This window comes from Bacillus sp. m3-13 (assembly GCF_000175075.1).
In the GTDB taxonomy this organism is placed as follows: domain Bacteria; phylum Bacillota; class Bacilli; order Bacillales; family Bacillaceae_I; genus Sutcliffiella_A; species Sutcliffiella_A horikoshii_C.
On sequence record NZ_ACPC01000050.1, the window covers coordinates 18,116 to 30,297 of the forward strand.

General features: G+C 42.8%; 11 protein-coding genes and 1 riboswitch. Of the genes, 2 read left to right on the top strand and 9 right to left on the bottom strand.

Annotated features, from left to right (window positions below; genetic code table 11):
- Positions 1–9 precede the first annotated feature (9 nt).
- The 3 genes from M313_RS0121360 to M313_RS24795 all read right to left on the bottom strand — a co-directional run bounded on the left by M313_RS0121360 (position 10) and on the right by M313_RS24795 (position 6,170).
- A complete protein-coding gene (locus M313_RS0121360; protein ID WP_010200044.1) occupies positions 10–294 on the bottom strand; it encodes a RyR domain-containing protein in 285 nt (94 codons plus the stop codon).
- Between the two features lie 196 nt (positions 295–490).
- Positions 491–4,486, bottom strand: coding sequence for a pullulanase (locus M313_RS24310; protein ID WP_010200057.1), 3,996 nt, complete (start codon positions 4,484–4,486; stop codon positions 491–493).
- A gap of 22 nt (positions 4,487–4,508) precedes the next feature.
- Entirely contained in the window at positions 4,509–6,170 is a 1,662-nt protein-coding gene (locus tag M313_RS24795) for an alpha-amylase family glycosyl hydrolase (RefSeq protein ID WP_010200058.1), read from the bottom strand.
- Between the two features lie 391 nt (positions 6,171–6,561).
- A riboswitch (cyclic di-GMP riboswitch) is annotated at positions 6,562–6,657 on the top strand.
- 41 nt (positions 6,658–6,698) lie between these two features.
- On the opposite strand from M313_RS24795, the gene M313_RS26025 reads away from it, so the two are divergent.
- Positions 6,699–6,875 (top strand): hypothetical protein, encoded by a 177-nt coding sequence (locus tag M313_RS26025; RefSeq protein WP_010200061.1) that lies wholly within the window; start codon positions 6,699–6,701, stop codon positions 6,873–6,875.
- A 125-nt stretch (positions 6,876–7,000) separates the two neighbouring features.
- Here the strand turns inward: M313_RS26025 and M313_RS0121380 are convergent, their stop codons facing one another.
- The 3 genes from M313_RS0121380 to M313_RS0121400 form a co-directional block, all read right to left on the bottom strand.
- Entirely contained in the window at positions 7,001–7,426 is a 426-nt protein-coding gene (locus M313_RS0121380; protein WP_010200063.1) for a DUF4064 domain-containing protein, read from the bottom strand.
- Between the two features lie 619 nt (positions 7,427–8,045).
- Positions 8,046–8,540: a hypothetical protein gene (locus M313_RS24315; RefSeq protein WP_010200065.1), complete on the bottom strand. Its 495-nt coding sequence runs from the start codon at positions 8,538–8,540 to the stop codon at positions 8,046–8,048.
- 394 nt (positions 8,541–8,934) lie between these two features.
- Positions 8,935–9,483, bottom strand: a complete 549-nt coding sequence (locus M313_RS0121400; RefSeq protein ID WP_010200076.1) for a hypothetical protein — start codon at positions 9,481–9,483, stop codon at positions 8,935–8,937.
- Between the two features lie 206 nt (positions 9,484–9,689).
- Here M313_RS0121400 and M313_RS0121405 point away from each other — a divergent pair, with 206 nt between their 5' ends.
- Positions 9,690–9,959, top strand: coding sequence for a hypothetical protein (locus tag M313_RS0121405; protein WP_010200078.1), 270 nt, complete (start codon positions 9,690–9,692; stop codon positions 9,957–9,959).
- A 12-nt stretch (positions 9,960–9,971) separates the two neighbouring features.
- Here the strand turns inward: M313_RS0121405 and M313_RS0121410 are convergent, their stop codons facing one another.
- The 3 genes from M313_RS0121410 to rarD all read right to left on the bottom strand — a co-directional run bounded on the left by M313_RS0121410 (position 9,972) and on the right by rarD (position 12,164).
- The gene (locus M313_RS0121410; protein ID WP_010200080.1) at positions 9,972–10,427 is read right to left on the bottom strand and encodes a hypothetical protein; all 456 of its coding nucleotides are present in this window, start codon (positions 10,425–10,427) and stop codon (positions 9,972–9,974) included.
- Between the two features lie 69 nt (positions 10,428–10,496).
- Positions 10,497–10,874: a nuclear transport factor 2 family protein gene (locus tag M313_RS0121415; protein ID WP_010200081.1), complete on the bottom strand. Its 378-nt coding sequence runs from the start codon at positions 10,872–10,874 to the stop codon at positions 10,497–10,499.
- A 348-nt stretch (positions 10,875–11,222) separates the two neighbouring features.
- Entirely contained in the window at positions 11,223–12,164 is a 942-nt protein-coding gene (gene rarD, locus M313_RS0121420) for an EamA family transporter RarD (protein WP_010200082.1), read from the bottom strand.
- Positions 12,165–12,182 lie beyond the last annotated feature (18 nt).

Genomic DNA, 12,182 nt, shown 5'->3' on the forward strand with positions numbered 1-12,182 from the left:
TATCCCCTATCATTTTTTATTTATTTCATAACCCAGTGCCATTATTATTTTCAGGGATTCCATTGCTGTAGCACGGTCATAATCTTTCTCTGTTTCTGTTAGCTCGTTATAAGGAACAAGACCTGGATGTTCTTTTTTTATATCATTTCTCTCGGGACCATAAGTCCAACCCTCTTCCATTCTTCTCATTGCCCAAAGGTCATGAGTATTCTCTGCTAACACTTCCGTTAGGTCTTCCAAGTCTTCCGCTAATTTAATGCTAGAAGTGTCAATAGGTTTTGGTATATAAGTCATGATAAAACTCCTTTTCAACAGATTATATAATGTTAATTATATCCTTATGGACCAAGGTTTAGCAACAGGGATAAATGCAAGTTATATGGTGAGTAGCTTTGGTATTCCAATAGTTAATTTCGAGCCTTCTAGTACTAGAAAAAATAGAAAGCCAATATCCCTCATCACAATTGATCAGAGAATATTGGCTATGGTATTACTGTAACAAGTGGCTTTTTCTTTTGTCGGATTTATCTCCACCTTTTCCAGGCGGTGTTTTTCCATTCCCTTTTCCTTTACCAGGATTTTCTCCACCTTTTCCAGGAGGTGTTTTCCCATTGCCTTTCCCTTTGCCAGGGTTTTCTCCACCTTTACCAGGCGGTGTCCCAGGCTTATTACCGTTTCCGTCGTCAGGATCGCCGTCCCCATCACCAGGGTCCGTACCTTCCTGCTCGCCGACTCTCACAACAACCGTCGTCAGCGGCTCAAGCGTAATGCCTCCTGCAGTTAATTCAAAACCCCTCGGCTCCGAAACCTCAACCACTCCAGCCTCATCAGCATCAACCACTACCACACCTTCTGTTAAATCTTGCTCCAACGTTAGTGTTCTAGCAGAGGTGTCCGCATTAATGAATGTGTAGTACTCAACACCTGCAGTGGACACGCTCTTGAACGCAACAACTAAGTCTTGCTCCTTGATTTCAGGTGCTGTAACCATCGTTACATTGGAGTCTACCAACTCACGCTCGCCTAAACGGAATGCATCGGAAGATCGACGCAATTCGATTAATCCTGTTGTGAATTCACGTGTTACATTATTTACTGGATATTTCTCAGCATCTGTTGCCTTTTCCCAATCGATTCGGTTAATGATATCCGAAGAATCATAGGAATCGTGGATAAAATATGGATAGGTAAACGGGTTACCTTCAGCGTCTGTCATATAAGTAGACTTATATGGCGCTTCCGTTGCCTCCGCTCTCCATTGCTTTGTACGGCCAAACTCTTGTCCTGCATGCAAGAACGCTGTCCCTTGAGACGTCAGTACCATTGCATTACCAATACGAATTCGTTTATGAATTTCTAAACTGTTTTCCGGTTCTTCCGGGTCTTTTTTGATAGATTGCGCAATTACATCATGCAACGTTAAATTGTCATGTGCGGCAATGTATTGAACCACATCACCTGGGTCATCCGCTTCAAAGTTATACGGCTGGCCTTTGATGTTATCGAAAATTTGCTGCACGTTACGCGCGCCGCCTGTGATGAAGCGCGGCTGTCCTTCGCTTCCAAAACCGGATTTCAGCTCGTTACGGAATTCATCAGAGAAACTTCCAACTGCTTCCGTATCTTTCATCCATTGCTGGTCAGCCGCTTGAACCGGCTCCCCCTCGTCTCCGGCAAAAGTTACCCAACCTTCTCCGATCATCACGATATTCGGGTTCAATTTTTTCGCTTCATCAAAAGCAATCTGAATGCTTTCTGCATCATGGTCGCCCATCATATCAAAGCGGAATCCGTCCACTTTGTACTCGTCCACCCAATGCTTGATGGAATCCACCAACACACGGCGGGACATTTCATGTGTCGTACCAAGACGTCCGCCACCAAAACTTGTTCTAGGCGTTCCGTCCGCATCCATGAAGTGATAGTAGTTTGGTACTAGGTCTTCAAAAATGTGAACCTGTGCCGTATGGTTAAACACGACATCCAAAACCACACCCATGTCGCGCTTATGAATCTCGTTAATTAGATTCTTGAATTCTTTAATTCTCAGTTCCGGATCTTCCGGGTTCTCCGAATACATGCCGGATAAGGAGAAATAACCGTGAGGGTCGTACCCCCAGTTGTAGTTCGTATCAGTGGAAGCATAGTCTAGCATGCGTTCCGCCGACTCAAACTCGTTACTAAAATAGTAGCTCATGACAGGAAGCAGTTGAATGTGCGTCACACCAAGTTCCTGAATATAATCCAATTTTTCTACAAAAGAAGCAAATGTACCGAATTGTGCTTTTAAATCTTCCCCAATATTCGGGTCGGATGTGAAGTCACGGACATGCACTTCGTAGATGATGGTATCTTCGCGTTTTTCAAAGCCAGGGATGTCGGCATAATCAAGCTCAGGTCCGATGGAACCAACATCAACAATCGCCGCTTTGCCTACCTTCTCTCCTGCTTCATTGTTCCAAGCAGCCATAGATTTCGCATAAGGGTCCAGGGCAAGATTCGTTACATCACCATGTGTAATTTCATAGTGGTAATAGTAACCTCTCAAACTATCCAGACCTGTATTAACCTTAGATAGTTTTACAGACCAGACACCACGGTCCCCTTTAACCATTTCAACGGTATCAACAACTTCATTTTGATCATCCTTGTCATAAAGAACCACAGACACGTTGTCTGCTTTTGGCGACCACACTTTTAACGTGGCCGTTCCGTCCTCATGCAATTCCGCTCCTAGCTTGCCGTCATAAGCATACATTTCATCTATCAGTTTCCAGCCTGATTTGGCAGAAACCGTCACATCACCATAAGTGACATCATATGGAATCTTCTCTAAGTCAAATTCTCCGTGAACATGGACAGTTTTTTCGTCCTCAACTGTTACATCTGTAAATGAAACATCATTTCCATCTACATCCACAATTTTCAACTGTTCTTTCAGTTCTGCTAAGTCTAAGTCCTCAGTTTTTGAAAAAGTTAGAGTGATTAGTTTATCGGACAAAACCTCTCCGGACACAAGCGCTAATGGTACTGTTCCATATGGATTCGTGTAAACCTTGTCCTCGCCTTCTTTTACAAAAAGTTGGTTGTATTGTTGTAACATTTCAAACGTCATATCTCCTGTTTGTGCTCCTGATTGTTTGTTCACAAAAAGGAAGCCGATTTTATTTGCATCTTCTTTAAGCTTGATGTCATAGTAGGCACCGTATTTTCCAATGCCTGTAGCATCTGCGGCACCATTCGGCCAGCCGTCAGAGGGAGCCTCAACATCCTCCCAATTCCATAAACCCCAACCATCATAGTCGGCGTTTGTTCTTTCATAATGAATGCGGACTGTATTTTCAGGCAGGTCAGCCGGTTCATATAAAAATACTTCGTCAGAGCCTTGCTTGATCCAAACCTCATTCATGTCCGGACTAAAGAGTTCTACCCCTTTGTCGCCGCCGTCTTTATCACCATTTGTCGTGTTCAAGACAAGGAAGTTAACATTTTGTGCGCCTTCTGCAAGCTCAACATCAACATATGCACCATAGTCTGTTACATTTTCAGCTTCAAACGGTGTACCGCCTGATGGCCAGTTTTCAGAAGGTGCTGCCACATCTCCCCACAGCCATAGGCCAAGGTTTTCGTAGCTGTTGTCTGTGCGTTGGTAGTGAATGCGAAGCGTGTTTTCGCCGATTTCACCTGGTTCTGTTGGTTCTTCTTCCACTGGTGGTGCTTCGTTTTCCACTTCAAGCAGGACCGTTCCCCCGTCTTCCATCGCTGGAATCGTGAAAGTCACTTGTCCTTCTTCATTCGCTTCGTATTCCTGACCAGAGTAATGGTCCGTCACCATTGCTTCTGAGGAGCCGAAGTTCAAGGTTACGTCTTTAGAAGCTACTGCCGTGTTCAACCCTACATATACGGAGTTCTCCCCATATGTACGGGAGAATACCAAGTATTTGTCACTGTCAGATCCCGCTACCTTCTTGCGGTCTCCTTTCGCAAATGTGTTCGGATTTTCATTACGGAATGCCAGTACTTTTTGGTAATGCTCTAAAATTTCATTGCCTTCCACGTCATCCCATGGCATGTTTTGGCGGTTCGTATAATACGGATAATCGTTCTTGCCAGGCAACCCCAGCTCTTCTCCGTAATAGATAACAGGCTGACCTTTTGCCGTCAGCTGAAGGGATGCTGCTACTTGATACTTGCCAAGGTCTCCCCCAACAAGCTCATAGAAGCGGTCCTCATCATGGCTTCCTAAAAATTGACCGAGTGTTGCTGTGTTGTTCAGTGTGCTATTGCGGTCTTCAAGCTTATGCTGAACCGCATCTAGCTGTCCATTTGCAAAGTCTTTTGCATAATTTTTAAAATCAAAATCCAGTAAAGAGTCCATCATTCCACTGTTCAGGTAGCCTTGGTCGTCATTAACATTTGCTCCCCAGGCTTCCCCAATTAGCTTGTGCTCCGGCATCTCTTTCGTTAACGCATTTTTAAACGCCATCCAAGTGGTGTTTTCCACATGTTTAACCGTGTCGACACGGAAATAGTCGATGGTGTTGCCATTTGCCGTTCTGGGACTTTTCGATCCAGTCTGTCTGCCATTTTACAATTTGTTCACGTACTTCTGCGTTTTCAGTAAGAAAATCTGGAAGACCAGCAAGTTCCCCCCGAACTGTATCTGTTCCGCCGTCACGCAGCATTCCCTCAAAACGTGCACGGTCCTCATCTGTCGGGAAATTCGCCACACTGTTGCTGTCACCTGGTTTCAGTCCATAACCAGTGTGATTCACTACCACATCGACCATGATCTTAATTCCACGTTCATGGGCTTGATCAATTAGGTTGTGGAAATCCGCCACGGTGCCGAAATGTGGGTTCAATTCCCCAAAATCATCAGCCCAATAGCCGTGGTAAGCATAATATGGAGTTTCTCCGTCTTCGTTGTGTCTCACATCATATTTAATGTTATCAACAACCGGACTAATCCAGATTGTGTTGATTCCAAGCTCGTCCAAGTAATCAAGTTTTTGCGTAATTCCTTTAAAATCACCGCCCTGGTATGTACCAGACTTGCTTGTGTCATAGCCAATTCCATGCGGATCATTGTTAGATGAATCTCCATCAAAGAATCGATCTGTCAGCATAAAATAAACCACAGACTGATCCCAATCGAAATCTGCCTCTTCACCTGTAAAGGTACGCACCTGAACTTCTAATGTTGCAGACCCCTCGTGACGATTTCCAAACTCATCAATCGCAGTGATAGGCAGAGTTTTCACACCTGCTGTCACACTTTGCTTGACCGCAACTGTCAATTCATTCAGTGCAGGATCGATGGTTACTTTCTCGCTGCCACCAATTTCTGATAGATTAATAGACATTTCACGGATTTTCGTCTCCGTTTCTGATTCGATATCTACTTTCACCACAGCGTTCTGGTTATAATTAACCTTTGCCGGTGTAACTGACCCAGTTACTTTTAAATCAGACGCCAAGTACTCCACAACGGATTTCCCATCAGCTGTGTTGTAAGGGTCTGTTACTTCCTTTGTTTCTCCATCCACCGTTACCAAATAAGTATATTCATGCTCGCCTGTTGGAAGCTCTTTCACTGTAAAAGTAAAACGCTCATTTTCCGGCTCAGCATTCATTTCATATTTTTCACCTAAAATGGATAACTCAACTTTCTCGACCTTGTCCATTTCGTCTGCTGCATACAGGTCTTTATCGCGGAAAAAGAAGTCTGCGCTGCCATCCGCGACAACTGGTGCACTGCCGTCAGGGATCTGCGCGAATTCTTCTTGCTGACTAACTACATTTACCTTGGTGATGTCATCGATTTTATTGACCGGAATATAGCGGTCCTGTTCAAAATCTTTTTGATCCCAACCGTCACCCTTGCGAATAACAAATCCAACTCTTTCTGCTGTATCACTTACTGCGATATGAGCATACGCCTTTCCATTTTCGAATTCCGTAAAGTCTATCTGGTCATCTTTCACACCAGTCCCCCAGACCCACAGATTCCAGCCTTCATACTCCCCATCAGGCCTTTCATAGCTGAACACAATCCGTTTGTCCCCTGTTTCGGCTACCGCTTTAGTTGGTAGGTAACCTGCAAACATGGAAACAACAAGAAGAACGGAAAGTAATACAGCCATACCCCTTTGAAACCTTCTTTTCATATTCCCTGCCCCTTTCTATCTCAATCTCGACATCACTTACAATGATGACTGACTTGCTAATTTGTGGAAGCGTTTGCACATTTAGGTAAGTTTAACAGAGTTGAGAAACCGTTTGCACAATGTTGCACAAAAAGCAGCCTCCCAACTATAAACCTACACAATTATGCAAACGCTACCAATATTCTACTTATAAGATACTATGAATTCTGAAAATTTTCAATGTGTTTTTGGGGTGGGTTTTGGGTGGGTTTTGGGGACAGGCACGGCGATCCAGCTGGGTCACCGTGCTTGTGCCTCAGCCCTTCTCCGACAAAAAGCGACAAAACACTCCAAAAGTCCTATGTCATTACACCGTCTAAAAGACTACAATAGGAATGTACTTTTCATAAATCATGGAAAAAGGCAAAACTAGTGAAAGCTAGTGACGCAAAACTAAAGGGACTTAAGTTTGCTTTCAATCGAGCAGACCAGTTAGCCAGTTACCCGCACCAACCTCCGTTGATTTATGAGTGAAAAGGAGGTCCTGCTATGAAGTCGGTAAAAAACTTACAGTACTACTGGCACAATATGAGATCCCACTACTACACTCTTATTGCTGAAGATTGTCTGGACAAAGACATGAAAAAGCAATTGGTGGAAAAAGCGGATTCCCATAGGCTAGAAGCAATTCAATGCAGAACAAAAATTCAAGATTTAACTTATTAAATCTTGATAGACAGCTAGATAAACAAACAGACGAAAAGAAGAGGCCTCCAGTTGGGGGCCTCTTTGGTATTGAGGGGACAGGCACGGCGCCCCAAATGGGTCACGGTGCCTGTCCCTTCTGCTCTTTAAATATGTTGTTCTGTTACTTTTGGCTTTCTTGCAAATGCCATGATTCCTGCGATTAGGTAAAGGATTGCCGGAATGAATCCGAATCCGATTGTTCCGATTCCGATGACAAGTGCTGCTAGAATCAGCATGATTCCTGCAAGTACAGGTTTTTTGTTACCTTTAATGGCTATGATTCCGATTACTCCTAGAACTAGAGAAACAAGTCCGACAGTTATCATAGTCGGTCCTGCTAAAGCTATTATATCCATGAATGCTGTCATATCCATCTCACCCACCGCTGGGTCTGCTGCCATTTCTTCTTCCATAACCTCTGCAAATTCAGGATCGGACATCCCTAAATTCATCAATACCCCAAAAAGTGCTGTCAATCCGCTAATAATCACTGCGATGACTGTCATTACTATCTCTGCTGTACGTTTCATTTTCTTTTCCTCCTCTTTTATGTAACTAACTGTTGTCGCTTTTCCTTATATGAGTAATACGTAGATTAACTCCATAAGGTTTCAAACTTCACCAATTAATTTTATCACGACAAAATAAAGGATAAAATAGTAAAATATTATATTATTTTTCCATACCATACATTTCGGTCTGTCTCCTCATGCAAAAATTCGCTAAAAACCCCCTCAAACCGCGCATTCTCATGCGGAAAATGTAGGAATTTTTGTTGTTTATATCAAGTTAAAAAAAGGTATTTTTAGAGTATACAAGTATAGAAGAAAAAATACGAAAGCGGGGAAAATACAATGAAAATTAAAGTGAAAAGCTGGAGAATGTTAACTGCCCAAGATAAATTGTTCATACTTAAAGCGGTAAGCCGCCAATCGCAATCAAAGGTTAGCGCAATAAAAAAAGAGAACAGGTCTCTTCCCATTCCCTCATAATAAACATCAGAAAAAAATCAACTTTTACTTCTACAAGCAAAGCCTGCAATTTATAAATCGTGACCTGTTCTCATTTATGTAATAAAAGGACAGTTTTACCTGTCCTATTAATTAAAATTCCGCTGCCTCAAATCGTGTACTGAAAGAAGGAGCATTTTCAGTCAAGCGTCCAGGAGTCGTTGATGTAAACAAAAACCTCTACAAGGTCGCCAGCTTCTAATTGCAGAATAGTGTTTACGTTGACCGCATTTACGAACGGGCTGAATTCACCCCAATAATCGTTGTCGGCAGCAACGGATACGCCATTCACCCTGATTTCCACGCGAACACGGTATGCCAATTCCTGTGCATCTGGCACAAACGTAACCGTCCCTGCAACATAATAAACACCGCTGCGGCGAGGAACAAATGTGGAGTTATTGGCATTATAGATGTTGCCAAAATCAAACTGTTCTTCTTGAAACAAGACCTTATAAAAGGTATCTGCCTCATCAATACGCTGAATCTCGCTACTTACTGCGCGAAAGGCAGCTGTCTCTCGCTCTGGGCGTTCGCCACCACAATTTATTTTGATGGTTTTATTATCATCATGATGTTTATGGGAGTGTTGATCGGAGCTCATATCTTCACCTGCATAATAGTAGTGTTTCATCTTTTTTACCTCCTTCTATGATTGGCACTTCGCGTCTTAACAATGACCCTTTCCCCCAATGTTGATACTGATTCCGAAAATGTTCAGGTTAAAGTTGTTTCCGCACTTATTACAATGATGCTTCTCTTTGTGCTTTTTGGGTTTGCATTCTGCTTTGTGATCATGTTTTGAGCTAAGGTAGTAATAGCATTTCATATGTTGTCGCACCTCCTTTAAAAGGCTGGTATTGACGGACTCCAGATACTCTACCTTTTCTATCATTCTATGTAATTTATTGAACGATGCATGGACGAATGCCGTTAAGATGGAGTGGAATTTGATAGATTTAACTCGCCATGCTCGAACTATTTTTGGAGGTAAAAAGCAGAGAGAATCCCCCTCTGCTTTTATAAGATTACCTGAATCTTGCAGCTTCAAAGCGAGTGCTCAGTTCTGGGGTATTTGCTTCGATCGTACCTGGAGTAGTGCTTGTGATGAAAACCTCTACTAGATCGCCAGCTTCTAGTTCGAGAATGGTATTAACGTTAATTGCATTCACGTACAAGAATTGGTCATCGATCTCTGCCCAGTAATCGTTATCCGCTGCAACAGGAACACCATTAACACGAATCTCTACACGGACGCGGTAAGGGACAGTGCCATCGTTTGCAAGAAACGTTACCGTACCTGCCACATAATAGACACCTGATCTGCGAGGAACAAATGTGGAATTAGTAGAATTGTAGATACCGCCAATGTCAAACTGCTCATCTTGGAAAAAAACTTTAAAGAACGTGTTCACTTCTTCGATTGGCTGTGGCTCCGAGTTTACTGCACGAAAAGCATCTGTTTCACGGTTGCCATCATTGCCATCATGACAGTTCACTTTAATGTTGATATCCGTTTTACACTTTTGGACCTGGGTTGTTTGCTGGTTGGGACTGTATTTGTAATAGCATGCCATACATATTTCACCTCCTTTTAAACTGAAGGAAGGAAGACTAACCCTATTCCGTGACAGGGCATCTTGTCCTCTATTTTCTCTATTATTCTATGAGAAAAAGAAAGAATTGATTGGGTGGATGGAGGGAGGAAATCATATTTTTTTATTCATATTTTTTTTTGAATCACCATATATGTAGTCGTGAACTTTTTTACACGGAGGCTCTTATGTGGGTAATATTACTTGGGATACTATATTTATATTTTGTTTTTCAGGGGAATTTGTGGGGGATAATTGTGGTCATTTTGGCTACCGCAGTAATACTTCCTGGCTTTCGTAGGGGAACGCCAACTTCCGCAGAAACAGTTACGGCACCTCAGCTTCTTGAAAAATATAAACAAGGGGACATCTATGGCCATTACTCCCATCCCCTTGCCCTGCTTGAACAGAAAAAAGAACGTGAAAAACTAGAGTCAGAGGGGAGGAAGAGGATTTAGATTCATCACTTATTAAATCCCTATCATTACTACGATTTTCCCCTCTACCACCACATAGCTTTTTATTTTACCAACAGGGATCTTACGGACAATGTCCCAACCATTAAAATCAATCCTGATATGACCGCTCTTATAGGTAAGGTGCGGCGGCTTGTCGAAGATACGTTTATTGAGAATGCTGAGATTCAAAGGTTTCAGTTTCACAATCTTAAAGATTAGCTCTCTTCCTTCCATTTGTATTGGCTGCAACGTGATGGAAAAGGCGACATCCTTTTTCGCCAACTTGAGGTCCGCTTCCACTTTCCCGGAGACGATAAGTTCACCTTGTTTAATTTCCACCTTAACGTCTTGCAGTTTTTCGTTTCTTCGAAGGAGCTCTTGCAGCATGTAGGCTGTGATTGGGACCGGGATGCCTTTGCTGTCTTTAAGTTGATTGACGCCACTCTTTAATTTCTCATAAAAATCCATGGGGGATCTCCTGCTTTCTTGGTATTTTACCAGTGACTAATAAAGTTCTTTATTCGTCATCCCAGAATATTAGAAGACCCCATGCTCATTCGATGATTCTTCTGGAATTACCTGGCCAACATCCCACAATTCCACAATTTTCTCTCCCTCAAACCGGAAAATGTGTATGACTGCGGCTCCTAAGTCCTCAGGATTCTGTTTAATATGAGAGTGAACAGCAACGGTGTTTCCATCTTCTAATGCATGCTTCACTTCAAGCGTTTTGTTCGTACTTTGAACCGCATTATCTTCCATTGCCAGCATAAGTGATTCGGCATCACCGCGAAAATATGGATTGTGGTGACGAAAACCAGGGGCAATGTGACGTTCGAATGCCTCACGGATTTTTCCGGAAGCTACCATTTGGAGAAATGAGATGGCAGATTCTTTATTTTCGTTTTGGTTCATTACTATCATCCTTTCGAGTTTTTGATGAGGTGTTCAAGCTTTAACTTAAGTGAAAAATTTCCCCATCGAACACCTGAATCCACTAAACCTGTATTTATAAAGTCATTTCTCAGGTAATCTACTGTATCAATTTCCAAAGGTAGTTTATAGTTATTTCCAATAGAAAGAGTTCTACAAAAAAACTATTAAACCTTCTTTTTAACGGATTCTGCACTTCCTGTTGCTAGTTGAGCAACCGATTAAGACCTATGATTGTTTGGACTCCTATGGCCGTGGTCTTTATCACGCTAAAGACCTTCCAAACAGCTATCCTCCACCTTTGAGGTCTTTATTGCAAAAAACCAACCATCAAATCCCCTTACCAACCACAACCGCACGCTTCAACTTCCAACCCCTCATCAAGGTAAACGTATAAATCCCAAGCGCCCCCCATATACAAACAAACGCAACCAAATGCGCATTAGTAAACGGCTCATGGAACAAATAAACACCCATAATCAGCTTGATGGTTGGTGCAAAATACTGCAGTAAACCAACCATCGATAGCGGAATTCTCTTCGTGCCGCTTGCAAAAAGCAGCAATGGAACAGCCGTAACTACACCAGCAAGCAACAGAAGGAAAGTCACACCGAGATCGCCACCAAACGCTCCACCGCCACCGGAACCACCAGCGTGCACATACCCCAAAAACAGCAACGCAAATGGCGTAATAAGCAGAGTTTCAATCGCAAGACCTACCAGTGCACCTACCTGCACCATCTTTTTAATCAATCCGTAAAAGGCAAAACTCAGAGCAAGCATGATCGCAACCCACGGAAAGGTCCCGAAACTGAAAGTCAGCACGAGCACACCAGCACCTGCTAGAATAATAGAAATCGTCTGAAGAAAAGACAATTTTTCTTTTAACACAATGACGGCAAGTAGGATACTTACCAACGGATTAATATAGTAACCGAGGCTCGCTTCAATAATCCGGTCGGCGTTTACCGCCCAAATATAAAGCCCCCAATTGATGCTGATAAAAATGGAAGCCAGGCTGATTCCGATTAGCCGTTTCCGATTCCTCACAAGGGCCTTTAACTCTGAAGTAAAGGAGGAAATTTTCCGTAGACACGCTAAAATGACCAGCATAAATACGAGTGACCAGACAATTCGGTGTGCCAGTATCTCTCCTGCAGGTACCTCATCTACTAACTTCCAAAATAAGGGCAGAATTCCCCATAATATGTATGACAAGCCCGCAGAGACAATCCCAACGGCGAATTCTTTGTTTCCTGTTGTTTGGTTCATCGCAGTTCCTCATTTTCT

Bases quoted from the DNA above. Each gene is read 5' to 3' on its own strand.
- M313_RS0121360 (WP_010200044.1), bottom strand. From the start codon at position 294: ATGACTTATATACCAAAACCTATTGACACTTCTAGCATTAAATTAGCG.
- M313_RS24310 (WP_010200057.1), bottom strand. From the start codon at position 4,486: ATGGCGTTTAAAAATGCGTTAACGAAAGAGATGCCGGAGCACAAGCTA.
- M313_RS24795 (WP_010200058.1), bottom strand. From the start codon at position 6,170: ATGAAAAGAAGGTTTCAAAGGGGTATGGCTGTATTACTTTCCGTTCTT.
- M313_RS26025 (WP_010200061.1), top strand. From the start codon at position 6,699: ATGAAGTCGGTAAAAAACTTACAGTACTACTGGCACAATATGAGATCC.
- M313_RS0121380 (WP_010200063.1), bottom strand. From the start codon at position 7,426: ATGAAACGTACAGCAGAGATAGTAATGACAGTCATCGCAGTGATTATT.
- M313_RS24315 (WP_010200065.1), bottom strand. From the start codon at position 8,540: ATGAAACACTACTATTATGCAGGTGAAGATATGAGCTCCGATCAACAC.
- M313_RS0121400 (WP_010200076.1), bottom strand. From the start codon at position 9,483: ATGGCATGCTATTACAAATACAGTCCCAACCAGCAAACAACCCAGGTC.
- M313_RS0121405 (WP_010200078.1), top strand. From the start codon at position 9,690: ATGTGGGTAATATTACTTGGGATACTATATTTATATTTTGTTTTTCAG.
- M313_RS0121410 (WP_010200080.1), bottom strand. From the start codon at position 10,427: ATGGATTTTTATGAGAAATTAAAGAGTGGCGTCAATCAACTTAAAGAC.
- M313_RS0121415 (WP_010200081.1), bottom strand. From the start codon at position 10,874: ATGAACCAAAACGAAAATAAAGAATCTGCCATCTCATTTCTCCAAATG.
- rarD (WP_010200082.1), bottom strand. From the start codon at position 12,164: ATGAACCAAACAACAGGAAACAAAGAATTCGCCGTTGGGATTGTCTCT.